Origin of the sequence: Parafrankia discariae (genome assembly GCF_000373365.1) — a bacterium.
Taxonomy (GTDB): Bacteria; Actinomycetota; Actinomycetes; order Frankiales; family Frankiaceae; genus Parafrankia; species Parafrankia discariae.
In genome coordinates this window covers 23,917-46,031 of record NZ_KB891232.1, presented here as the reverse complement: position 1 = coordinate 46,031, position 22,115 = coordinate 23,917, and the positions used below count along the sequence as shown (strand labels likewise).

Below are 22,115 nucleotides of genomic sequence, written 5' to 3'. Positions count from 1 at the left end.
CGCTGCGCCGGGCCTCGTGCACAGTGTGTGAACAGGTGTGGAAGACCAGGATCCCTGTCGTTCCAGGAGATCTGACGACCCGTAGTGGTTGACGGCACGCCACGTCGATTACCAACTGTGATCGTCAGTGGGCAGGGCTGTCCTGACGGCAGGTGTCAGAGCCCGAGCGGAATCCGGGTCTCGGCCCGCTGTACCGGCAGCGGAAGGCGCGTCGGGGTCCCGGTGGGTCGGCCTGAGGGCCGGTACATGCCGCGTTCCACCCGCCAGCCGCGTCGGTTCGCCCGTTCCACGAAGTACGCCAGCGCCTGCTCCCGCTGGACGGCATGCCGCTCGGCGCGCCCGGCCAGCGTGCCGTCCACTCCCAGCGCCACCGCCACCACGTCCAGCCCGGCGCTCCCACGCACCCAGCCGTCCCCGCCACGGCGGGCCAGGCCGGCCGCGGCCAGCCGGCGCAGGTGCTTACGGACCGTCGACCTGGTGAACCCCACCCGGGCCGCGAGCAACCCGCAGCGCACCCCGGTGGTCTCCAAGGTGTCATAGATCCGCCCGGCGACCGTGCCCAATCCCCGCCAGGTGAACACGTCATGCACCGCCCGCCCTCGCCAGCGGGTCGCGGGCAGCTCTCCCGATCGGGGGTCGGCGAGCTCGTCGGGATCCACCGGATCCGGCAACGCGCGGGGCAGCAGCAGGTGCAGCCGGCGGGCCCGTAGCTGACCGCCACGGCGGCCGTGCTCATCCTCCTCACCGACCAGGACCACCCCGGCGGGCTCGTCGACACGCAGCCAACCCGCCGCGATCAGCCGGTGGACCGCCCGGTCCACCGTCGAGTCCGTCACCGTCGTCGCCTCGGCGATCTGACGGATGCTCGCGGTCGGGTCCAGCCGGCCCGCCCGGGCACCGATCTCCCACAGCGCCTCAAGGACCGCCCGGTTCGACCCGCCCGCCTGCCCACCCCACAGGAACGGCCGGGCGTCCGCCGCCTCCCGCATCACCGCGATCTCCACCATCGTCTGCTGCACGTCCGACGCCGGCGACCGCGTACACCAACGCACCACCGCGTTGCGCCACATGTGCTCAAGCCGATGATCCTGATCCGCCACCGACCGACGCCGGCCCCGCGGGTCACGCACCATCCAGTCCCCGGGCGTGCCGACCACATGCGCCACCGCGACGAAGGCCTTACGCAGCTCCTCCAGCGACCAGCCGGCGCCGACCGCGCCGAGCGCCACCGACATCGACACCGCGCTACGCCCATGCCCGAAGTGGCCTCCGGTGTCTCCTCGGCCCAGCAGTCCCGCGATCCGTGGAGACAACTCCCGCCGCGGCCGTCCCGGCAACGCCCGCCCCGACCGTCCCCACGCGGCCGCGTCGAACTCCAACCACGCCCCCCCAGGCACGCCGACGATCCCGCCCTGACCCTCAGGCGGGATGGGGGAGCGCGGCGAGACGGCGGGCGCGGTCATCAGCCGGACGCACCCACCCGCGTCGGCACGACCAGCGCAAACGCCCTAGCTAGGGCGTGTATGTAGCCGGCTGGACGCACACCGCATGTGGCCCATCGGTGGCCCCCTGTCGGGACGACAAACAGCAACCAGGTCAGCGCATACCGCACTGACCGGGAAAAAGGACACGGCGACGCGCCGTGAGTCCCACGGCTGTGGCGGGCAGGCATGCAACAATGCATCTGTAATCCAAGTAAGGAAGTGACTCTGGACCGGTCCGAGTTGGTAGCTCGGGCCGGAGCGATCCAAGAGGGGTTGTTACTGGCAGTACCGCGGGAGATCGAGTTGGTCGCTCGGCCCCGCACTCACGTAGACGAGGTCGCACCTGTGGCAGGGTGCGACCTCGTTCTCGTTCTAGCCCGCCATCGGAAGCTCCTCGCTGTCCTCCGGCCGCCGTGGCCGGCGCCGGGCTGGACGTGACTCGGACGCAGGTGGAGCGTCGGGCACGGACACGCCGAGCAGCGGTGGAGCAGCTTCGAGCACCAGCTTCTCCAGCCAACGGCACAGCGTCAGCCCTTCGGCGGCGGCGGCCGCCTTCGCCAACTCCTCCACCTCGGGCGACGTACGCCCACGTAGCCACCCGGAGCGGGCCTGGGAGCGGCGCCCGTGAGTCGGATGTGAACGCATGCTGGACATAGCTGATCTCTATCGCACACGAGCACCAAGGTGGGGGACGTGGTGTACCACGGCGCGTGTCGCGTGTTGCGCCTTCTTCTGTCGGGTTCAGAGTGGGATGAACAGGACGTCTGATAGCGCAAACGTTGTGTGATGGGCTGCCGCCCGTGTCGCGGGCTGCATTGCCAGGGATGGCGAAGACCACACCAGAAGAAGAGACAAAACGATCATGAAACGCGACATCCGGCCAAGAAGGACTTTTCCCCCCGGATCCACAGGATGTTGGACCGAGCGGCCGATCTAGCCCGGCTCAAGGTCGAACTGGTGGACGGCTTGAGCACTGCCAGCGACTGATCGGCGACGGCCGGGACTGGCCGGCTGCCTGTGACGGACGTGCAGGCCGCACTGACGGTCCTGGGACGGCTTCCTGCCCGTGGCGGTGTCCCCCGCGCCGACCTGGCAGGTGCCGACCTCACCCGCGCCCAGTTGTTCGAGGCGGCTCGCACCCGCGCGCAGCTGTTCGAGGCGACTCTCACCGGCGCCTGGCTGGGCGAGGCGAACCTCACCAACGCCCGGCTGGATGGGGTGAACCTCACCAGCGCGGGGGGTCTGACAGCGGTGCGGGTGGCGGTGGCGCGGGGGGATGCGGGGACACGGTTGCCGGACGGTGGGGCGCGGCCGGAGTCCTGGCCGCCGTACGAGCCGCCTCCGGACCCGTCGGGTGGGGGTTCCTGACCCCCCTTCCTGCCTGTTTTGTGACCGGCCCCGGTAGGTGGCAGGGTTCCGTCCGCGCGGTTTGGCAGGGACGGGATAACCGGCGTGTCAGAGCATCGCCCGGCCGGCGAGGGCGAGCATGCGCTCCTGCGCCCCGGCCTCCTGCGCGGTCGCGAGGATGTGGCCGTAGCGTCCCGATGCTCGCATCTGCTCGGTGATCGCAGGCATGTCCGCGAGGACGGCATCCACGAGATCAGCAGGCAGCCGGTCGTCCCCGCCGACGGCGCGAGCGAGGTCCCAGGCGTGGATCGTCACGTCCCGCACGAGGGCGACCAGCAGGAACTCGGCGGTGCGCGTCTCCTCCCCGATCCGCACCCTCGTGTCGGGGATTCCTCGTGCGTCAAAAGCAGCGAGGTCGGTCAGGACGCTCTCTCGCGCCCGTACCCATGCCTGGTGTGGATCCAGGTCTGACGGAGGCTGCGTGGCGCGATAGTCGCCACCCCTCAGGGCCTCCGAGAACCCCAGGAGGTTAAGGGCGACATGCACGACGACATCCGTACCCGTCCACCCCTCGCACGGCGACGGACTCGACAGCACCATCGGGTCGGCCGCACCCAACCGCTCACCGAACACTTCGACGGCCTGTCGGAGATGGTCGGACGCCGACGGCGAGGGGCTCTGCGGGGAAGGCGGTGGGGGTTCCTGACAAGGGGGTAGCAGTGGCATACAGGTGTTCTACCGCCCGCCTCGCCAAACAGCGCGGCCCGAACCCTGCCACCTACCCGGGCCGGCCACACGCTGTCCTGGTTTGTTCTGTTTCCAGCGCGCGGGAATTTCCCCACCCCCCAGGCCCGCAGCAGCATGCTGGCCCTGCTCGCCACCAACAGCAGCGACGACACCGCCCGGATATTGGATGTGGACGCGAACCGGCTGGTCGCGGCAGCCTGCGCCAAAGAGGCCAACCGACTCACCGAGGCCGAGTAGAAAACCGTCGTGCCCGAACTCCCCTACAACCCACCCTGCCCCCGAACACCACAATGATCATCTTCCCGGAAACGGGGGATGGTCGTGGGCCGCACGGCGGCCGTTGCCCGGTGGGCCTGCAGGGCTGTTCAGGGTCTACGAGTGTGGAAGGTGCGGCGTAGGTCGCTCACCCAGGCGTCGGGGTTCTCCCACGGGATGAAGTGGCCGCCGTGGTCGTGGGCGTTGACGTTGACGTGGTTGAACCAGTCGGCCTGCGGGCCGGTCGTGAACGCCCGGACGCGCTCGGCGGCGGTGTGGATGCCGGGCGGGTTCTCGTAGGTGACGAGGGTGAGGCCGACCGGGGCCTGCACGACGGGGGTGCGGTCGTGGGCGGGGGCCCAGGGGTGGCGGTTGGCGTTGGCGTAGTAGCGCATCGACGTGGCGATGGAGTTGTTCACCCAGTAGATCGTGGCGTGGGTGAGCAGGTCGTCCCTGGTGAAGACGGACTCGACGTCGCCGCCGTTGTCGCTCCAGGCGTTCCAGCGTTCCAGCAGCCAGGCGAGCAGCCCGGCGGGGGAGTCACTCAGCCCGTGGGCTAGGGTGGCGCCGTCGAGCATGTGCACGGCGAGGTGGGACGCCGAGCGGTGGTCCAGCTCGATGATGCGGGCGCGGACGTCGGCGGGCTGGTCGTCGGTGAGGGGCCGGTTGCGGGCGAGGTCCCAGGCGCGGGGGCCGGTGAAGAAGTCGAGCGGCAGCCCGGAGCCGATGTGGATGCCGTACAGCTCATCCGCGTACTTGTGGCCGAGCTGGCTGGTGACGATCCCGCCGATGTCGCAGCCCCCGGCGGCGTACTTCTCGTAGCCCAGGGTCTCGGTCATCAGGGTGTGCCAGAGGTCGGCGACCTTCCAGAAGTTGACGTCCGGGAAGCCGGTGAGCGGGCCGGGGAAACCGAAGCCGGGCAGGGACGGCACGAGCACGTCGAACGCGTCGGCGGGGTCGGCGCCGAACGCGGCCGGGTCGGCGAGCGGGTCGATCACCTTCGACCAGTGCCAGAACGTCCACGGCCAGCCGTGGGTGAGGATCAACGGGATCGGGTGGGGGCCGCGGCCGGGCCTGCGCAGGAAGTGCACCGGGACACCGGCGACGCTCACCTGGTAGTGCTCGTAGGCGTTGATGGCGGCCTCGGCCTGGCGCCAGTCGTAGCCGTCCCGCCAGTAGGCGACCAGCTCACGCAGGTAGCTGGCCGGGACGCCGTAGGACCAGTCCTCGTTCCCCTCGTCCAGCGGCGGACGGGTCAGCGTGAGACGGGCGCGCAGGTCATCGAGGACGTCGTCGGGCACCTGGATCGGGGTGGGTTCCAGGGGGAAGGCGCGTAGAGGGGTCACGGCGTGATTTTCCTCCTGTGTGGTGGGAAGCGGTGTCGTCGGCCGGTGCTCTCCACGCCGTCTCCACACCCGCGTTCGTCGCCGTCACTTTTGCTGTCCAGGCTGCCGCCCTGGTCCTGTTCGCCGCCAGCCGCCACGCCTGGAGCTGACCAGGCGGATCAGGCGCCGGGCGACGCCGGCCCTGCTGTCGGGGCCGGGGGAAGTGGTGTCCACCGCTGTCGCGCTTGCAATCGGTACCCAGGTACGGGTTTACCGTCCGAGGTGTCCCCGCCCGCACCGGGCGCGGACACGACGACGGGAGTGGTCACCATGACGGCCTGGGTACCGCGGTCCTGCACGCTGCCCACCGCGGAGCGGCCGCTGCGGGTGGCGGAATTCGGCGCGCTGTTCGCCGGGCGGATGGCCGGCGTGTCCCGGCCCGACCGGCTGCGGTTGGAGCTGGTGCTCACCGGTGGTGAGGGCGTGGAGGAGACGGTACGGGACCTGGTGGCCCGGGAAAGTGGCTGCTGCTCGTTCTTCACCTTCACCGTCCACCCGGGCTCGCGGCGCATCGGTCTGGACGTCGAGGTCGACGGTGCGCACGAGGCCGTGCTGGACGCTCTGCAGGAGCGGGCCGCCGCGGCGGCCGGTTGGGAGGTGCCGTGAGCGGCGGTGGTCCGCGCAGCGGGCAGGTCGCGGGCGCGGCCGGAGTGAACATCCAGACCCTGCGCTACTACGAGCGGCGCGGTCTGCTGGCCGCACCCGACCGCAGCCCGGGCGGTCACCGCCTCTACGGGGAGGAGGCCGTCACCGCGCTGCGGGTCATCAAGGCCGCCCAGCGGCTCGGGTTCACGCTGGAGGAGGTCGCCGACCTGTTGGGAGACCGGCCGCTACCGCCACGGCCGTCCCGTGCCGGGTCTTCAGGACCGGGCCGCGGTCAAACTCGCCGAGGTCGACGCGAAGATCGCGGATCTGACCACCATCCGCACGGCCCTGGCGACGGCCGTCGCCGCGGGCTGCGACGACCTGACCGTCTGCGCGTCCAGTGCCTGCTGCTCCATCGATGGTCAGATGGGGGAGTGCGGCCTGCACCTCCCGGAGCTGCGGGGGTGCCGCACACCGGCGCGGGCCGGCACTGGTGGGTACAGCCTGCGCGGCACCGACCTCACCGCGGCACAGCTCCCGGTGGAGATCGGCGGTCTCACCCGCCCGCCTGGATGGTGAGTTTTGACGGCGGGCAGGGCGCATGCCTAGCTCGGTCCCTGAACCACCCGGCCCCCTCGCGGGCCGGGTTTTTCCTTGTGGAGCGGCTGCTGGTCGGGCAGCAGGTGCTGGTCCGCCGGCGCCCACGGACGCGTCACTTCCACCGCTGTTCCTCGGGCGGGACGGCGGGTCGGGACGCGGTCACGACGAAGGCGGTCTCGCTGAAGAAGAACTCCCCGGTGGCGTCCGCGGAGCGGAGCTGCTCCTGCCACTCGTCGACCTCGCCGACGGTGACGTGTCCCAGCCCGCGCCGGGCGCTGCGGCGGACCGCGACGGCGACCTCCCCGAGGCGCAGCGTGGTCGCCTCGGACAGCGTCGACAGGACCGTGGTGTGCGCGTGCACCGATTCCAGGCGCAGCGGGCTACGGCGGACGAGACCGGCCAGCCGACGGCCCATCTGCGGGTCGGCGGCCGCCATGTGGCGGTAGAGAACCGGCAGCTCCGCGTAGGTGAGCAGCACCCGACGGGAAAGATCACGGTTCTCGGTCGCCACCAGGATCGACTCGAAGTCGGTGTGCCCGAGCACCGCACGCCCGCCCGGGCGCAGGGCTCTGGCGACGTCGGCGAGCAGCGCGGGCGGGTCGGTCAGACATTCCAGCGTGTTGTGCGAGACGACGACGTCGACGCCGCCGTCCGGCAGCGGCAGCCGACCGGCCAGGTCATGCCGCACGATCCGGGTGTCCGGAAGGCGCGCGGCCAACGCTGCCAGCGCGGTGTCGTCGACGTCGAGAGCCGTCAACAGGCTGGCCGGTGACCGGCCTCTGATCGCGGCGAGGGTTCCACCGTCTCCCGCGCCGAGATCGACCACGGTGCCCGCGGGGCCGTCGAGCGTCAGATCCGCGATCAGGCTGTGCACCGTCGCCGGGCACGCCTTGCCTGCCATGACGGGCCAGCCTCCCCTCGGCGCTATGCCGGACGCCGGTGATCGCCGGTTCCGGCGCCGGCGGGCAGGGCGGTGACCAGCCGGAGCGCGCCGGTGAACGTCGGCTGGTGGCGCAGCGCGCCGTGTCGGTGGTCCCAGGCTCCGGATTCCAGATCCGCGCGCAGCCGGGCGAGTCCCCGCCGCGCCATGGCCGGGTCGAGGAAGCCCCAGGCGGACTGGCAGTTTCGTACGGCCGGGTCGAGGAAGCGTTCGGGGCGGTTGTAGAACGCCTCGGCGAACCCGTCGACGCAGTCGGCGGGCACGGGCACCGGGGTGACCGTCGTGGTGCCGCCCAGAGCCGTCCGGATGCGCTCGATCGGCGGGAAGCGGCGGCGTTCGGTGGCCGTCAGCTCGGGCAGGTAGTCGGCGAGCCAGAGCCGGTCGAGGGCGTCGGGGTCGAAGGTGAGCACGACGACCGGGCCGCGGCTGACCCGCCGCAGCTCCCGCAGCCCACGGTCGGGGTCGGGCCACTGGTGGACGGTGACCATCGCCATCGCGGCGTCGACGCTGGCGTCGTCGAACGGCAGGTCCTCGGCGACGGCGTTGACCGCCGGCGGCAGGTGCGGTGGCCGCCCGGCGCGCATCGCGGCGGACGGTTCGACCGCGAGCACATGGCGGTCGCCGGGTTCGTACGAGCCGGCACCGGCGCCCACGTTGAGCACCGTGCGCGCGTCGGCGAGCGCGGCGTGGACGAGGCTGGCGATGCGCGGGTCGGTACGGCGCCCGTGGGCGTACCCGCCCCCGTGGGTCTCGTAGTCCACGTCGCCGAACGTCGGGCCGGGCATCGGTTGGCTCCTCTCGCCGGGTCATGGGCTCCCCGCCCATCATCGCGCTGTGCCCACGGTCGTCGCGGCTGGTCGGACCACGGGCTGGTTGCGGGCTGGTTGCCGGCCGGTGGGGCTGGTCCGAGCCGCGGACCGCGGGCGCCGGGGCCGGGGCATGGAAAATCACTGTCGGAACCGGCGGGTGGATGCCAGAGTGCGAACGCGTGGACGTCATTCCCGAAGTCACCGAGGACGGCGGCGGCGACGTGCGTGCCGCTCCGGGTCCGCTGGCACCCGTTCGGGCGCGCGACCGGGTGGGCTACGACACCGCCCGCATCCGCGCGGTGTTGGACGAGGCGCTGGTCTGTCACGTCGGCCTGGTCGTAGACGGCTGGCCGCATGTGCTGCCCACCCTGCACACCCGCCGCGAAGACACCCTCTACCTGCACGGATCGACCGCCTCCCGACTACTCGCCGCCGGGCACGGTCAGGGGGCCGCCGGGCGTGGTGGGACGCTGCCGGTGTGCGTCACGGTCACACTGCTCGACGGTCTGGTCCTGGCCCGCTCCGCGTTCCACCATTCGGTGAACTACCGGTCGGTGATGATCCGGGCGGCCGCGAGACTCGTGAGTGACGACGCCGAACGGCGGGCCGCCCTGGACGCCCTGGTCGACCGGAGCGCCCCCGGCCGGTCCGCGGCCTGCCGGCCGCCGAACCGCAGGGAGCTGGCGGCCACCGCCGTCCTCGCCGTCCCGCTGACCGGGCCGGACACCCAGGTCGCGGTGAAGACCCGGACCGGCGGGCCGAACGACGACCCCGCCGACCTCACCCTGCCCCACTGGGCCGGGGTGATTCCGATGCGCAGCGTCCCGGGAGTCCCCGAAGCCGACCCAGCCCTGGCCCCGGGCATCCTCCCACCACCGGCGCACCCGGGCTCACCGCGTTGATCCGGACGTTGTCGGCGATGTTGTCGGCGATGTGGCCGCGGGCCGCGGCCCGGGTCAGCACGCTGACCGCGGCCTTGCCGGCGGCGTAGGCGGTCGGTCCCGGACCTGCCGGCCACGTTTCGTACGACTGCCACTACAGTTCTTGCCCCGTACGCCGGTAGCGATCACGGGGTGGGCGATGGCGGGTTCGGCGGGCCGGCGAGACGTGCCGGACGTGGTGGGCGAGGTCGTGGGACGGGTGTCCCATGACGCGCGGTGGTGGGGGGCCCGTCCCGTCGTCCCGGCGTCGGTCGTGGACGACGCTCTGGCGGAGGCGATCAGCGATCAGGTGCCCGGCGCCTGGGTGGTGCGGGTGCTGCCCGCGGACCTGCCCCTGCGGGAGGCGGTCGACGAGGCGCTGCGCGAGGCGGGCCCGGCCGCCCCGGACACCCGGCGCTATGACGATCTCACCGCCGCGCTGCGCCAGCCGACAGGACCGGGCGGGGACGGGGACCTGCTGGACCGGCGGCGGACCGCCGCCCGGCGGGAGCGGTGGAAGTACGTCGTGGAACCGGTCGGCCTGCTCTGGATCGGTGTCGCCAGCCTGGGCGCCGCCCTGATGAGCGCCGCCAACGTCAAACAGTTCGGCCGCGGGGACCTGGCCTGGAACGTCGGCACGTTCCTCCTGTTCACCGCCATCCTGCTCATCGGGACACGGCTGCTCGCGGGACTGTGGCGGCTGGTCCGGGGCAGTATCCGGGCGGCGCCGACGGAACGGGAGCTGGCCCGGGCTCTCCTGCGTGATCTGCGGTACGACGCGCGGCGGATCGTCCCCACCGGCTGGTTCCGGGCCCGTGACGTGCCCCGGCGGCTGCCCGTCCTGCTCGTCGCCACCGCCGGGGACGGCCGGCGGCCGGTGCTGCTCGAGGAGTACCTGCGCTGGCACTCCCCACGGCTGCCCCGGTGGCTGTGGTGGCTGACCGCCGCCCTGCGCCGCCCCTCGGCCGTCGTCGTGACCGACCATCCGATGCCGGTGACGGCCGGCGTCTGGCTCCGGGCCGCGTGGCGGCGGCGCGCGGAGCACCACGCCCGGCTGCGCACGTGCCTGCGGACGTCCCGGCGGACGTTGCGGGGGCTGCCAGCGGGCCTCGCCGCCTGGTGGGGTGGCCTGCCCGGCCCGGCGTGGCGCCGCCTGGGGGCGGTGGCCCGCGCCGTGCTCCTGCCGCCGGGGGAAGGCCTCGTGCGGCTGGTGCGGTGGCTCGTCGTCTTCCTGTGGCCGCGGCGGGCCCGCGCGCGGATGCGTCGGCTGACCGCGTACGGCCTCGCCGCCGTCCTGGCGGGGACGGCTGTGTACGTGCAGCTCAGCCCGGGTCAGCCCTACTGCCTGCGGCCGATGGCCGGCTCGGAACGGGACCTGTCCACCGACACCTCCGCGGGCGAGTGGATCGGTTACCGCACCTGCCTCGGCTGGCGTCAGCTGGCCGGGAACGTCGTCGGCGAGACCCTCTCCTCGGTGGCGGCCCGGCTGACCGTGCACCGGCCCGGGCCCGACGACGTCTCCGACCTGTTCGACGACACCCTGATCTACCGGGAGAACAAGCGGGTGGAACGGCTGGCCGACCACCGGCGCCCGATCGTCACCGTCGCGCTGGTCTCCTCCCTGACCTCCGCCGCCCCGACCCGGGCGGTCCGCTCCGTCGTGGCCGAGCGGGAGGGCCTGGCCGGTGCCTACGCCGCCCAGCTCCGGATCAACGCCATGCGCGGCACCTCCCTGCCGTATGTGCGCCTCGCGGTCGTCAACAGCGGCGACCTCACCGCCGGCATGAGCGACCTCACCGTCCGTGATCATCTGAAAATCCTCGAGGGGAAGCTGCGGCAGCTCGCCGAGGATCCGACGCTGGCCGCCGCCGTCGTCACCGGGAACAGCACCACGGGACTGCGGGACGTCCTGGGCGCGTCGCTGGGTGCCGCCGGTGTCCCGATGATCAGCCCCACCATGAGCGCGGACGGCTTCGGTGCGAACCTGGCCAGCCCCGCCACGGACCCGGACGGCCCCGGCGTGAACGCGGACGGCCTCGGCGCGGCCACCCGCCGGCAGCCGATGTTCTTCCAGATCAACTCCACCAACGACGACCAGGTCCAACTGATCTACGAGTACGCCCGCGGCCAGGGCAGCCCCCTGACCTTCTTCTACCCGGTCACCGACACCACCCGGACCGGACCGGACGCCGACGACCTCTACCTGACCTCGCTGTACTGCGACGTACTGCGCCGCCAGCAGCACCCGGAACCCGCCCAGGCCACCGGATCCGCCCAGGCCACGGAATCCGGCCAGGACCCGGCCGGTGGCCCGCCGTCCACCTGCGCGCCCCCGTCGCAGGCCACGGAACGGGCGCTGTCGGCCGCGTCCTCCGCATCTGTGCTCTCGGAACCTGTGCTCTCGGACGGGGAACCCGGCCCGACCGCGCCACCGGTACCCGTCTCCCTGGTGCCGTGGTCACCGGGCCGGTCACTCACCACGACCGCCAGCCAGGCCTGCCCACCGGCGAACACCGACACCCAGCCCGCGGTGGGACAGACCCCGGCAGGCACCGGGAGCACCGGGCGGATGCCGGGCGCGGCGCAGGCCGCACCGCGGACGCCGGGGGCCACGCTGCCGCTGGTCTTCTTCGGGGGGCGCTACACCGACGTCGCCGAGTTCACCCAGGCACTGCGGCTCGCCTGCGGCTCCCGGATGCCCCAGGTGGCCGTCGCCGACTCCTCGGCCCGTTTCCTCGCCGACCGGGAACTGGCCCGCCACGTCCCCCACGGCGTGCAGGTGCTCATCGCCTACCGGGGCCGGATCCAGACCTGCGCCGGGCTGGGCGACCCCCAGGCCGGCGCGGACGAGTCGCTGTTCGACGCCGGACGCCGCACGGACTTCTACGGCGACATCCGCGCGTACCTGGGCCGCTGCGGCGGACCCGGCAGCCGCGAGCAGGACCGGTGGCTGTCCGGCGGCTGGGCCTCCCTCAGCTACGACTCACTCCTCATGGTCAACGATGCGCTGCTGCGCGCCGGGATGCCCTCCACCGCGGCGGACGCCCGCCACCAGATCCTGCGGTGCCTGCGCGGCCCCACCGCCGGCCTCTGCGACAGCACCGACTATCCCGGCGCCTACGGAACCATCCACCTCGACGACCAGGGCGTCGGCCGCCGCTCCGCCGTCCTGCTGCACCTCAAGGACCTCACCACAGCCTTCGGATCCCCCAGCGAGGTGAGCACCGTGGGTACCTGCGCCCCCGTGGCCACGCCGTGCCTCGCCCACATCACGCCCGAGGCGCGGAACCAGCCCGCGGAGCCCAGCCGCCCCACGGACAGTTAGGCGGGTGGCCGTCGACCCCGGCCGCGCTCGGCGCGGGTCGGCGGACGTGACTCGGTCCGGACGCTGTCCGCCAGGGCGACGACCGCCGACGTCCCCCGTCCGAGGCCGGCGTGGAATCGCAGCAGGCGGGCCCGGCGCTCGCCGAGGACCGGGCGGGTGCGTTCGATCAGGCTGTCGAGTTCGGCGGCGCGGTCGCGGCTCGGCGGGTGGTGGGTGGTGGCGGCTTCGTGGTCGAGCCAGGCGGTCAGATCGGCCCGTGCGCCGGCCCGCAGCCGTTCGTCGGCGTCGTCGAGCAGGCGCAGGTTGACGGCCATCCGCTGCCAGGCGTCGTCCCCGGTGGTCAGCAGCCGGTAGCCGGCGAACCGCACATGCGGGGTTTGGAGGGCGGGTCCCCGCCCCGGCCCGGCCCGTTGACGTTTCACACCGCGCCGAGTGGCGGTGCGGAGCGACGGAGGCTTGCGCATGTGAATTCAACAATGATAGGGTCCCGTGGCTATCACGTGCTAGTTTCGGCGGCGAAAAGTCGAGAGCCGACGCCGGATCAATGATCGGTCCCTGGGTACGGGCGGTCTCCACGGAGAATTGCGAGGAAGACGCTGTGGGTCTTGCAACGCCGGCCATGGACGGGGAGTGCGCGGCCGCCTGGCGGACCGTCGTGGACCGCCATTTCGGTGGAGTAATGACGCTGACGGAAGAAGCGATTCCGAAGGCACGCGGGGCGAGCGTGGTGACCCGCGACCTTCTCCTGCAGGCATTCCCCTTCACGGAGCGGGAATGTGTGGTTCCGGGGCCGGAAGCCGACATCGTCCTTTCGGTCTTCACACCGGCCGGTCATACCGCGGTAAGCCCGGGAATCGTGTGGGTCCACGGCGGGGGGATGGTGACCGGTGACCGTTTCATGGTCTTCCCGGCTCTCCGGTTGGCCTTGGCGAGCGGCGCCGTCGTCGTGTCCGTCGAGTACCGGCTCGCTCCGGAGCATCCCGACCCCGCGCCCGTCGACGACTGCTACGCCGCCCTGCTCTGGACCGCCAGCCACGCGGACGAGCTGGGGATCGATGCCCACGCGCTCGTGCTGGCCGGCGGCAGCGCCGGCGGAGGCATCGCCGCGGGCACCGCGCTGCGGGTCCGTGACCAGGGCGGTCCCAGCCTGGCCGGGCTACTGCTGGCGAGCCCCATGCTTGACGACCGGATGCGGACGGCGTCGGCCCGGATGGCGGGTGAGCTGCCCTGGTCGGCGACCAGTAACAGGGTCGGATGGCGGATGCTGCTGGGAGACCGCGTCGGAACCGACGACGTGTCCATCTACGCCGCGCCCGGCCGGGCGACCGACCTGTCCGGTCTGCCTCCGACCTTCCTCGACGTCGGCTCTGTCGATCTTTTCCGCGACGAGGGCGTCGCGTTCGCCACGACGGTCTGGTCGTGCGGGGGCGACGCGGAACTGCATGTGTGGCCTGGTGGTTTCCACGGCTACGAGGACGCCGCGCCTGGCACCGCACTCGCCACCGACACCCTCGCGGCACGCGAGCGCTGGCTGGCCCGGGTCCTCGCGCGCTCGGGCCCACTCCTCGGAGGGCTCGGCCCGGGAGGCCCAGGCGCCTGACCCCGACCACTACCGACTAACCCATCACCGACCGCCACGACCGATCCGCTGCTCACCGCCGACGTGATCGGCCCCGTGGTCGGCCGGCTCACCGAACGCCCCCACCCGGTCACGATCGGGCCGCGCCGGTGGGGTCCGATGATGCGCTTCGTGGATCTCTTCCCCCGCCTCTCCACGCCCGCGGTGCCGAGCCTTCGAAGCGGAGCACGCCACGCTGCTGCTCGCCGACGAGGTGGAACAGCGGCTGCCGGCCGGCCGGCGGATACGGGGCGACGAGGCTGAGTTCCTGGCCGCGGACCTGGCGTTCCGCGCCTACAAGGAGCTCCTCCGCGGTGCGGAACCCGGTGACCTGCTCGCCCTGGACCTCGCCGCCCTGCGATGGGCCGGCATCGACCCCGACGACCCCGACGACCCCGGCACCTGGCGCCCGGCCGAGTGAACGCCGACCACCCACCTGATCGCCTTCTGTCCCCAGACACCGTGGACGTACTCCGCTCGGCCGGCCCGGCTATCGCGCTGCTCGGACGTCCAAGGGGTCGGGCTCAGGCTGTGGTTCCGCCGTCGACGACGAGATCGGTGCCCACGACGTAGCGGGCCTCGTCGCTGGCCAGCCACAGGATCGCGGTCGCGATCTCCGACGTGTCGGCGACCCGGCCCGCCGGGACGGTGCCACGTATCCGGGTGTCGCGGTCGGCGACCGACTCGCCGGGGCGCAGGGAGAGCTCGGTGTCGGTGGCACCCGGGCTCACCGCGTTGATCCGGACGTTGTCGGCGATGTGGTCGCGGGCCGCGGCCCGGGTCAGCACGCTGACCGCGGCCTTGCTGGCGGCGTAGGCGGCCAGTCCCGGTCGGCGGCCGTGGACGCCGATGTTCGAGGCGACGTTGACGATGGTGCCGCCGCCGTTGTCCCGCATGTGCGCGACCTCGTGTTTCAGGGACAGCCAGACGCCGGTGAGGTTGGTGCCCACCACGGTGTTCCAGGCGTCGATCGGCAGGTCGGCCACCGGTGCCGGCGGGCCGACCAGGCCGGCGTTGTTGACCGCGACGTGCAGCCCGCCGAACCGGTCGACGGTGGCCCGCACCAGGGCGGCGACGTCCTCGGCGACGGTGACGTCGGTGGGGACGGCCGCGGCGCGCCCGCCGAGGTCCTCGATGCTTCTCACCGTGGAGCTCAGCGCGTCGAGGTGGCGGCCGGCGACGACGACCGCGGCGCCCTCCCCGGCGAACGCCAGGGCGGTGGCGCGGCCGATCCCGGACCCACCGCCGGTGATCAGCACCACCCGATCGGTGAAACGCCCGAGCTCACCGTGCGGGACGCTGCGCGTCGTGGGCATCCGGTTCTCCTTCGGTTCGGTGGGGGAGGAGGTCCGCGGCACCGGCGGTGGTCGCCGGGTCAGGGGCCGATGTGGATGTGGGGCGCCCGGACGGCCGGTGAGTGTCCGGCTGCCGCGCCGCGCAGGCGCCGGACCGCCCCGTGCAGCAGCTCACGGGTGCTCGAGGTCTTCCCGGCGTCGGCCAGCCCCTGGTAGACGTCCTCGCTGACCTGCGGGGCCACGGCGTCGTGGATCGGCCACGCAGACGGGCAGGTTACGAAACGACCATGAGCGCCGGGTGCGGCGAGGTGCGTCACCATCCGCCTTTCAGAGCGTTGAGGAGCGCTGGTCCCCGGTCGGCCGCGGTGGCCGCGTTCGCCGCCGCGTGGACGATCAGGCCCAGCGTCAGCAACGCGGACAGGAGACCGAAGGCCCCCACCACGCGTCTCGTTCGCCTGTCGGACGAGGCCGTTCGCGCGAACCTCCTCCACAGCAGCACGCTGGTGCCGAGGAGGGAAGCCGCCACGATCACGGCAACCACGGCCATCACCGCGTGGTACCGAGAAAAGTCGGCGATCATCACGTCGATGGCCGGCGGGGTCCGTGCACCCGAGGGAGAGGAGTCAGCCAGCCGTTGCCTGACCTGGCCGAGCGTGGTCGCGAACTCCTGGTCGGCTGCGCCTTCGGTCAGCATCGGTGTCAGGGAGGAGAACGGCGCCAGCGCACCCTGGATGTTGGCCATCACCGCCGCCAGAGAGAGCAGCGCGAGCATCGCCGCGAGAGCGCCGGCCGACGCGAGGGCCGCCCGTGTTACCGCCCCGAGGCCGCCTGCCTTCAGAAACGCCTTCCAGACGAGGACCGTCAGCGCGACGAGCACGATCAGCAGGACCGCGGCGATCACAGCCTTGGCCACGTGGTACCGGAACCAGTAGTCGACAACCCGCGCGAGGTCCGGGGAGAGATCCCGGTCGCCGGAACGCCAGTACTCGATGAACGCGCTGTGCAGGACTTCGACGAAGTGGTGGTGGTCGGCGAGGTCGCCGGAAGCGCCGTCTGCCGCCAGCCGACCCGGGGCGATGACGAAGGCGCCGACGAGGGCCGCGGCAAGGACGCCGAGTGCCACGAGCGCGCGACCGGAGGTGCCCGCGGACCGTGTGGGCGACGCGGCACCGCGCGAGGGATTCCTTCGGCTCGACCGAGCCCTGTGGCCGCGCGCTGACCCGCGGGTTGGTCGGCGAGGCGGGTCCGCGGCGTCCGGGGGCGAGGTGGCGTTGCGAGCAACCAGTGCCCGTTTCGTGTCCGGATCCGCGTTCGGGCCTGTCGGGTGTGGAAGGGTGACCATGGCCACCACGGTTTCGTGGAAGGGTCGCCTGGTCACCGGAGTGTGCCGGACAAACCGGGGTGTGGCAGGCCCCACCCCGGTGGCCGCGCCGCGATGGGTGACGGGCCGCGCGCCGGTCGCCATCAGGCGCGGAGGTAGGTGAGGACGGCGAGCACTCGGCGGTGCTGGGCGTCGTCGGGTGGCAGGCCGAGCTTGGCGAAGATGTTGCCGATGTGCTTTTCGACCGCGCTGGCGGACAGGACCAGTCGCCGGGCGAGGGCCGTGTTCGAATGGCCCTCGGCCATCAGCGCCAGCAGCTGTCGTTCCCGTGGGGTCAGCGGCCCCAACGCGTCACCACGGCGCTGCCCGGCCAGCAGCTGCGCGACGACTCCGGGGTCAAGAACCGTCGCGCCGCCGGCGACTCGCTCCAGGGCGTCCAGGAACTCCTCGACCCGGGCGACCCGGTCCTTCAACAGGTAGCCGACCCCGCCGGAGCCGTCCGCGAGCAGGTCGGCCGCGTAGGACGTCTCGACGTACTGGCTGAGCACCAGCATGGGTGCGCGGGGAAGGCGCGAACGGACGCTGATCGCCGCCCGTAGGCCCTCGTTGGTGTGCGTCGGTGGCATCCGGACGTCGACGATCGAGACGTCCGGGCGGTGCCGCAGCACTGCCTCGACCAGGGCGGGGGCGTCACCGACGGCGGCCACCACCTGGTGCCCCTCCTCGGCGAGCAGGCGGATGAGGCCCTCCCGCAACAGCACGGCGTCGTCGGCCACGACAATCCGCAGCCCACCGCCGGCCGCAGGTCCCGACCATGGTTCGGGGGTCGTGTCGTCGGCGGTCAGCGGCACGGCAACTCCGCGGTGATCGTCGTCGGCCCGCCGCGGGGACTGGTGACCCGCAGCCGGCCGCCGACCGCGTGCACCCGGTCGTCCAGCCCTCGCAGTCCGTGCCCCTTGTCGAAGGCCGCGCCGCCCACCCCGTCGTCCGCCACCCAGACCCGCAGAGCTCCCGCATCGTGACGGAGTCCGATCAGGCACTGGCCGGCGTGGCTGTGCTTGGCCACGTTCGTCAGGGCCTCGGAGACAACGAAATACGCGGCCGTCTCGACGGCGGCCTCCGGCCGGTGACTCAGAAGCCCGGCTTCGAGCTGGGCGGGCACCGTCGAGCGCGCGGCCAGCTCGGCGAGCGCCTCGCGCAGGCCGCGGTCGACCAGAATCGGTGGGGCGATGCCACGCGACAGGGCCCGTAGCTCCTCCAACGCCTCCTCGGCCTGGACGATCGCGTCGGCGAGCGCCTCCCGGACGGTCTCCGGCCTGCGGTCGAAGTGGCGCTGCGCGCGACCCAGCTCCATCGCCAGCCGGACAAGCCGCTGCTGAGGCCCGTCGTGGATGTCGCGCTCGAGCCGGCGCAGCGCCGCCGCCTCGGCCGTCACAGCGGCGACGGTCTGCGCGCGAGCGGTGTCGCGTTCCTGCTCCAGCCCACGGATCCGGCGGTGCAACGGGGACGCATCCGACAGCAGCGCCCGCCCCAGCCCAGCCTGCACGGCGACGCACACCCGAGTGACCAGTGGCAGCGCCGTCAGCAGCAGCAGCCCCACCACGGTCCCGAACGTCATCCGCTCGGCCGGCGACGTCAGGCCCAGGCTCACATCGATGTGGGACTGGGCGCCACCCGCGCTCAAGGTCATGGGCGCCATCGTCCCGGCGGAGGCACCCCAGTTACGCACAGCCGTCGTCGCGGCAGCGACCCCGACGAGCCACCACAGCGCCGTCACCACCGCGGTGACCAGGGCGACGGGCAGCACCACCACCGCATGGGCCAGGCCGAGCCACAGCCCCGGATCCGACGCGGCGGCGGCCCCGCTCGGCCTCAACCGCCGGCCCGGACGCTCCGCGCCGGCAGCCGCCGAGCGGACCATGCCGACCCGCCACCACTCGACATCGGCAAGCCACCGCACCGGCGCCGCGACACCGGCCACAACCGGCGCCCTGCCCACGACCAGCCGACCCACCGTTCCCACGCACAGCCCGCCGAGCACCAGCAGCAGGCCAGCCGCCGCGCTCACCGGCGCGGTCAGCAGGTACAGCGATTCCACAACCGCGCGACGCCCTACCCGGGCAAGAAAGCTGACACCCGGCGAAGACCGACCCCAGACCGCAGAAACCAACGACCCGGCCATAGCCCCACCCTAACGTCGACCTTTCGTCACGCCCCGTTGATGCCGCGACCGGCCCAGCCCCGCCGGCAGCTGGCCCGACCAAGAAGGACAACGCGACCACGACACCGACGAGCACGGCCGCCAGGCGGGTCGACCTGTCCGAAACCGCCAGGTCTACGGAACACTCGTACGATCCGGTGGACGATGACCCGACCCGGGCGCCTGACGGAGTGCGGGCGACGCCCATGCCACCCCCTGCGGGAGAGGAACTCCTTCGCCACGCGGGAAACAGTGGCGGCTCTGTGGTCCGTGTGGGGACATCAGGACGCATCCACCGTCATCACCGGCATGCTCGTCTCTGCGCCGCAGAGATCAGTTGTGCCGGAGCGCTGAGCGACGGCCGTGACTACGGCCGTGACCGACGACCGACCTGTCGAGTAGCTAGAGATCCCTGGAGGCCAGGTGACGCGCCCCCGCTTCCTCCTCGCCTGCTGTCTGTGCCGCCGAACGATCCCCCCGGGCTCGGACGCCTACGCCCTCGACCGGGAGTGGGTCCGCCGCTTCCCCCTGATGGTCGGGACGATCGCCTGCCCGGCCTGCGCCCTCCACGATTTCACCTGGGGGTGCCACAACCGCGAGGACCAGTTCGTCGAGGGCCACCTCCCCGTGGCCGACGGCGGTCCGGACATCGACTCGTGGAGCCACATCGAGAAGTACGGCAGCCAGGGCGGCATCATCCTCACCCATCCCGAGTCCGGGCTGCTGCAGGGCGCCGAGGAGTACCTGCGGCGCGTGGCCGGCCGACAGGGCCTCGACGCGGCCTTCACCCGACGCCTCCAGGCCGCCCTCGACGCCTGGGACGCCTACTCCGCTGTCTGACCCGGGTGCGGGCGGGATCCGGCTCGCCCTCGGCCTGGTCCGGATCCGCCGCGGCCGGCGTAGCGGGGTCCGGAAGAACCACCCCAACCTCTACATAACCCTGCGAGTCCGGTCTGCTACGATCCGCGTCGCTACAGATCCACAGATACACAACCGCGGGGGGCGGGCAGCAGTGTTGTTCTATTTTTTCCTGACGATATGTATCGTGGTAGGGCTCGCCACGGCCGGCTTCGGAGCCTATCTCCTGTATGAGCACTTCACCAAAGGCGACACGACCGAAACCGAAGCCATAATCAATGCTGTTTCATTCAGGTTTCCGCCGGGATTGGCAGTTCTTGCGCTGGGTCTGACCATCGCCATCGTGGGCCCAATCGTGGGTCACATATATCTTGCGGACAGCCCGTCCAGGGCTGCCTCCGAAAAAAATCCCCCTACGACCGGGCCGACGTGGACTCCTACCGCGACACCGTCTCCGACGGTCACCGGTACCGCTTCTCCCATGCCTCCCCCCAGCACCTCGCCGCCGATTATCACGGTTGCCGCGCCACTGAACGGAACTGAGATTTCAGGCGCCGAAGGGGTGGTAATAAGCGGGACGGCGCAGAATCTCGGCGACAGCACGATCTGGATCTTCGATTTTGCTCTGGACGCCGACGGGAAGCGGGTTTTCTACCGCAACAACGATATTCCTCTTGAAGTCGCCGAGGGGGCGTGGAGCTTCATCGACCGGCCGATCGGGGGCGGGACATCGGACATCGGGAACAACTTCAAGATCTCCATCGTCGAGGCCTCGAAGGAATGCACCGAGATTCTGCGGAACGCCAAGCCGAACCCGGACGGGGATGTGGTGTTTTCCTCACTTCCCGCGGGCTGCCAGCAAATTGACCAGCGCGAGGTCAGGAAGGTTCGAGCCTGAACCTCCTCGCCAGCGCACCCCCTTCGTCCGGGAAGCCCTCGACCGGGATCGTCTGCCGCACGTTCACACCACACCGGCGATAACCACGGCGGCGCACGGGCCCAGCCCGCCATTCCCGTGCGCCGCGTCGTCGGCCCGCGGCGGATCTTCCCGTCCGGCGGGTCGCGGGCGCGCCGCGGCCGGGCTCTGGCCGCGGCGGTCCGGGCGGCGGTCCGGTACGAAGGCCGGACCGCCGCGGCCGTCACCGGACGAAGTCGGGAGCGTCCGCCCCGAGAAGACCGACCGGCCGCCACGCCGCCCGGGTCCTTGCCGTGTCAGAAACGACCGGGTGAGGGCCGGGCAGTGGGGGCCGCAGGGATCGCGCCGACCGGCCGACGGAGCGAGGCCGGTGTCCGCGCGCCGGCCCGGTTGACGCGCGGCGCGCGGTCGGCAAGCACGTGCGGCGTCGCGCTGAAGACAGCTCCCGCACCCACCCGCTGGCACGACAGGAAAACCGGTCCGTCTGTTGTGGGCCGGCGGCACCGGATCCCGGTGTATTGCCGGCCGAAAAGGACGCCGCCGCGACACGCCCACCGGTTTTCGACAGAACTCGATCTTGAATTGAATGGATCTCCTGGTTATGTTCGGCCGCACCGCACGGTCGTCAGGTCTCGGAAGGCGCCACCTGCTCCGGTGCGAGTGAACCGCTCCCGCCGTTCTCCGGAACGCGGGAGGCAACGGAGACGGACGGCCGCCACCGGCCGCCGTCTCGGGTATGTCGGAGACCACGGTCTGTCGATGCTTGGGAGAACTCATGTCAACGTTGAGTCGCGCGCGTCTGGAGAACCTCGCCGCCGAGTACATGGAGCGGGAGTTCGACCGGGTTCCCCGGATGCGTGAACTACACGAAGGCACCTGGATCGAACGTGACTACTACGTCCGTCACCTCGTGGAGACGGTGCTGCGCATCCGCCTCAACAACGAGGTCGACACCTACGCGCTGTTCCGGGTCGGCTCGAAGGACGACGCGCTCGCCGCGAACCTCGCGAAGTACCTCGCCGAGGAGTTCGGTCACGAACACATGTTCACCCGCGACCTCGTCCGGTTCGGGTTCCCCGCCGAGGAGCTCGACCGGACACCGGTCTTCCCGTCGACGAACAAGCTGATGGGTTTCCTTCGGCTGGCGGCGGACAAGGAGGGCCCGGCGCCGACGACGGTGTGGGACTGGTTCGTCGAGTGGTACTCCGACCGCTACAACCAGACCATCACCACCCGGGCGGCCGAGGAGTTCGGCGCGGACCTCGTCCGCGGGTCGCAGACCCACATCGAGTTCGACACGGCCCACGACCACGACGACCTGATGTTCCGGGTGGTCAGCCGGGCGGTGGAGACCTGGAGCACCGCGGCCACCGCCGAGAGCTATCTCGACACCTTCGTCTCCCTCATCGGCGACTACTTCGGTGAGCTCCACGCCGCGACGGCACGAGACCGGGACCAGGGCCAGAACCAGGGCCGGGGCCGCTCGTCCGCCCAGCTCGTGAGCTCCTGA

The 22,115-nt window shown here is 71.9% G+C and carries 23 protein-coding genes and 2 pseudogenes; 12 read left to right on the top strand and 13 right to left on the bottom strand.

Annotation, left to right across the window (positions count from 1 at the left end; genetic code table 11):
• Positions 1-155: 155 nt before the first annotated feature.
• Positions 156-1,463: a winged helix-turn-helix domain-containing protein gene (locus tag B056_RS0123035; protein WP_230203135.1), complete on the bottom strand. Its 1,308-nt coding sequence runs from the start codon at positions 1,461-1,463 to the stop codon at positions 156-158.
• A gap of 393 nt (positions 1,464-1,856) precedes the next feature.
• The gene (locus B056_RS0123030; protein ID WP_018504215.1) at positions 1,857-2,054 is read right to left on the bottom strand and encodes a hypothetical protein; all 198 of its coding nucleotides are present in this window, start codon (positions 2,052-2,054) and stop codon (positions 1,857-1,859) included.
• Positions 2,055-2,510: 456 nt separating this feature from the next.
• On the opposite strand from B056_RS0123030, the gene B056_RS0123025 reads away from it, so the two are divergent.
• Positions 2,511-2,852: a pentapeptide repeat-containing protein gene (locus B056_RS0123025; RefSeq protein WP_230203134.1), complete on the top strand. Its 342-nt coding sequence runs from the start codon at positions 2,511-2,513 to the stop codon at positions 2,850-2,852.
• Positions 2,853-2,939: 87 nt separating this feature from the next.
• Here B056_RS0123025 and B056_RS39650 read toward each other — a convergent pair whose 3' ends face one another.
• Entirely contained in the window at positions 2,940-3,557 is a 618-nt protein-coding gene (locus tag B056_RS39650; protein WP_084647230.1) for a TIGR03086 family metal-binding protein, read from the bottom strand.
• Between the two features lie 135 nt (positions 3,558-3,692).
• On the opposite strand from B056_RS39650, the gene B056_RS45465 reads away from it, so the two are divergent.
• Positions 3,693-3,815 (top strand): hypothetical protein, encoded by a 123-nt coding sequence (locus tag B056_RS45465; RefSeq protein WP_018504212.1) that lies wholly within the window; start codon positions 3,693-3,695, stop codon positions 3,813-3,815.
• A 128-nt stretch (positions 3,816-3,943) separates the two neighbouring features.
• Here B056_RS45465 and B056_RS0123010 read toward each other — a convergent pair whose 3' ends face one another.
• Positions 3,944-5,179 carry an epoxide hydrolase family protein gene (locus B056_RS0123010; RefSeq protein WP_018504211.1) on the bottom strand — a complete coding sequence of 412 codons (1,236 nt, stop codon included), beginning with the start codon at positions 5,177-5,179 and terminating at the stop codon, positions 3,944-3,946.
• A gap of 17 nt (positions 5,180-5,196) precedes the next feature.
• Here B056_RS0123010 and B056_RS45460 point away from each other — a divergent pair, with 17 nt between their 5' ends.
• From B056_RS45460 to B056_RS46150, 3 genes and pseudogenes are all read left to right on the top strand, one after another.
• Entirely contained in the window at positions 5,197-5,328 is a 132-nt protein-coding gene (locus B056_RS45460) for a hypothetical protein (RefSeq protein ID WP_268258388.1), read from the top strand.
• Positions 5,329-5,488: 160 nt separating this feature from the next.
• Entirely contained in the window at positions 5,489-5,824 is a 336-nt protein-coding gene (locus tag B056_RS0123005) for a hypothetical protein (RefSeq protein WP_035752527.1), read from the top strand.
• Positions 5,821-6,220 (top strand): annotated as a pseudogene (locus B056_RS46150) (MerR family transcriptional regulator); the annotation flags it as partial. The gene B056_RS0123005 and the pseudogene B056_RS46150, both read left to right, overlap by 4 nt.
• Before the next feature lie 295 nt (positions 6,221-6,515).
• On the opposite strand, the gene B056_RS0122995 reads toward B056_RS46150, so the two are convergent.
• Together B056_RS0122995 and B056_RS37675 are read right to left on the bottom strand one after the other, a co-directional pair.
• The gene (locus B056_RS0122995; RefSeq protein WP_018504208.1) at positions 6,516-7,304 is read right to left on the bottom strand and encodes a methyltransferase domain-containing protein; all 789 of its coding nucleotides are present in this window, start codon (positions 7,302-7,304) and stop codon (positions 6,516-6,518) included.
• 23 nt (positions 7,305-7,327) lie between these two features.
• Positions 7,328-8,128, bottom strand: coding sequence for a class I SAM-dependent methyltransferase (locus B056_RS37675; protein ID WP_018504207.1), 801 nt, complete (start codon positions 8,126-8,128; stop codon positions 7,328-7,330).
• A gap of 203 nt (positions 8,129-8,331) precedes the next feature.
• Between B056_RS37675 and B056_RS0122985 the strand changes: the two genes are divergently transcribed.
• Positions 8,332-9,054 carry a pyridoxamine 5'-phosphate oxidase family protein gene (locus tag B056_RS0122985; RefSeq protein ID WP_018504206.1) on the top strand — a complete coding sequence of 241 codons (723 nt, stop codon included), beginning with the start codon at positions 8,332-8,334 and terminating at the stop codon, positions 9,052-9,054.
• Here B056_RS0122985 and B056_RS46145 read toward each other — a convergent pair.
• Positions 9,032-9,157, bottom strand: a pseudogene (locus B056_RS46145) (short-chain dehydrogenase); the annotation flags it as partial. The gene B056_RS0122985 and the pseudogene B056_RS46145 sit on opposite strands and share 23 nt — an antisense overlap.
• Positions 9,158-9,232: 75 nt before the next feature.
• Here B056_RS46145 and B056_RS0122980 point away from each other — a divergent pair.
• Positions 9,233-12,397, top strand: coding sequence for a sulfotransferase family protein (locus B056_RS0122980; RefSeq protein WP_018504205.1), 3,165 nt, complete (start codon positions 9,233-9,235; stop codon positions 12,395-12,397).
• Here B056_RS0122980 and B056_RS0122975 read toward each other — a convergent pair.
• On the bottom strand, positions 12,394-12,765 hold the full coding sequence (locus tag B056_RS0122975; RefSeq protein ID WP_018504204.1) for a hypothetical protein: 372 nt from the start codon (positions 12,763-12,765) through the stop codon (positions 12,394-12,396). The two genes, B056_RS0122980 and B056_RS0122975, sit on opposite strands and share 4 nt — an antisense overlap.
• 176 nt (positions 12,766-12,941) lie before the next feature.
• Here B056_RS0122975 and B056_RS0122970 point away from each other — a divergent pair, with 176 nt between their 5' ends.
• Positions 12,942-13,997: an alpha/beta hydrolase gene (locus B056_RS0122970; protein ID WP_326828245.1), complete on the top strand. Its 1,056-nt coding sequence runs from the start codon at positions 12,942-12,944 to the stop codon at positions 13,995-13,997.
• 232 nt (positions 13,998-14,229) lie between these two features.
• Entirely contained in the window at positions 14,230-14,436 is a 207-nt protein-coding gene (locus tag B056_RS0122960; RefSeq protein WP_018504202.1) for a hypothetical protein, read from the top strand.
• A 103-nt stretch (positions 14,437-14,539) separates the two neighbouring features.
• On the opposite strand, the gene B056_RS0122955 is transcribed toward B056_RS0122960, so the two are convergent.
• The 5 genes from B056_RS0122955 to B056_RS0122935 all read right to left on the bottom strand — a co-directional run bounded on the left by B056_RS0122955 (position 14,540) and on the right by B056_RS0122935 (position 18,729).
• Positions 14,540-15,331 carry an SDR family NAD(P)-dependent oxidoreductase gene (locus tag B056_RS0122955; RefSeq protein ID WP_035752497.1) on the bottom strand — a complete coding sequence of 264 codons (792 nt, stop codon included), beginning with the start codon at positions 15,329-15,331 and terminating at the stop codon, positions 14,540-14,542.
• A gap of 59 nt (positions 15,332-15,390) precedes the next feature.
• Entirely contained in the window at positions 15,391-15,552 is a 162-nt protein-coding gene (locus B056_RS43015) for a hypothetical protein (RefSeq protein ID WP_018504200.1), read from the bottom strand.
• A 71-nt stretch (positions 15,553-15,623) separates the two neighbouring features.
• Positions 15,624-16,433, bottom strand: a complete 810-nt coding sequence (locus tag B056_RS0122945; protein ID WP_018504199.1) for a hypothetical protein — start codon at positions 16,431-16,433, stop codon at positions 15,624-15,626.
• Positions 16,434-16,774: 341 nt separating this feature from the next.
• Positions 16,775-17,419, bottom strand: coding sequence for a response regulator (locus B056_RS0122940; RefSeq protein WP_026240035.1), 645 nt, complete (start codon positions 17,417-17,419; stop codon positions 16,775-16,777).
• A gap of 53 nt (positions 17,420-17,472) precedes the next feature.
• Positions 17,473-18,729 (bottom strand): sensor histidine kinase, encoded by a 1,257-nt coding sequence (locus B056_RS0122935; RefSeq protein ID WP_018504197.1) that lies wholly within the window; start codon positions 18,727-18,729, stop codon positions 17,473-17,475.
• A 525-nt stretch (positions 18,730-19,254) separates the two neighbouring features.
• On the opposite strand from B056_RS0122935, the gene B056_RS0122930 reads away from it, so the two are divergent.
• From B056_RS0122930 to B056_RS0122920, 3 genes are all read left to right on the top strand, one after another.
• A complete protein-coding gene (locus B056_RS0122930) occupies positions 19,255-19,671 on the top strand; it encodes a hypothetical protein (RefSeq protein WP_018504196.1) in 417 nt (138 codons plus the stop codon).
• A gap of 205 nt (positions 19,672-19,876) precedes the next feature.
• On the top strand, positions 19,877-20,587 hold the full coding sequence (locus B056_RS43010) for a hypothetical protein (protein ID WP_154677190.1): 711 nt from the start codon (positions 19,877-19,879) through the stop codon (positions 20,585-20,587).
• A gap of 793 nt (positions 20,588-21,380) precedes the next feature.
• Positions 21,381-22,115, top strand: coding sequence for a hypothetical protein (locus tag B056_RS0122920; protein WP_035752493.1), 735 nt, complete (start codon positions 21,381-21,383; stop codon positions 22,113-22,115).

Bases quoted from the DNA above. Each gene is read 5' to 3' on its own strand.
- B056_RS37675 (WP_018504207.1), bottom strand. From the start codon at position 8,128: ATGCCCGGCCCGACGTTCGGCGACGTGGACTACGAGACCCACGGGGGC.
- B056_RS45465 (WP_018504212.1), top strand. From the start codon at position 3,693: ATGCTGGCCCTGCTCGCCACCAACAGCAGCGACGACACCGCCCGGATA.
- B056_RS0123035 (WP_230203135.1), bottom strand. From the start codon at position 1,463: ATGACCGCGCCCGCCGTCTCGCCGCGCTCCCCCATCCCGCCTGAGGGT.
- B056_RS0122970 (WP_326828245.1), top strand. From the start codon at position 12,942: ATGATCGGTCCCTGGGTACGGGCGGTCTCCACGGAGAATTGCGAGGAA.
- B056_RS0122995 (WP_018504208.1), bottom strand. From the start codon at position 7,304: ATGGCAGGCAAGGCGTGCCCGGCGACGGTGCACAGCCTGATCGCGGAT.
- B056_RS0122955 (WP_035752497.1), bottom strand. From the start codon at position 15,331: ATGCCCACGACGCGCAGCGTCCCGCACGGTGAGCTCGGGCGTTTCACC.
- B056_RS0123005 (WP_035752527.1), top strand. From the start codon at position 5,489: ATGACGGCCTGGGTACCGCGGTCCTGCACGCTGCCCACCGCGGAGCGG.
- B056_RS39650 (WP_084647230.1), bottom strand. From the start codon at position 3,557: ATGCCACTGCTACCCCCTTGTCAGGAACCCCCACCGCCTTCCCCGCAG.
- B056_RS0122980 (WP_018504205.1), top strand. From the start codon at position 9,233: ATGGCGGGTTCGGCGGGCCGGCGAGACGTGCCGGACGTGGTGGGCGAG.
- B056_RS0122920 (WP_035752493.1), top strand. From the start codon at position 21,381: ATGTCAACGTTGAGTCGCGCGCGTCTGGAGAACCTCGCCGCCGAGTAC.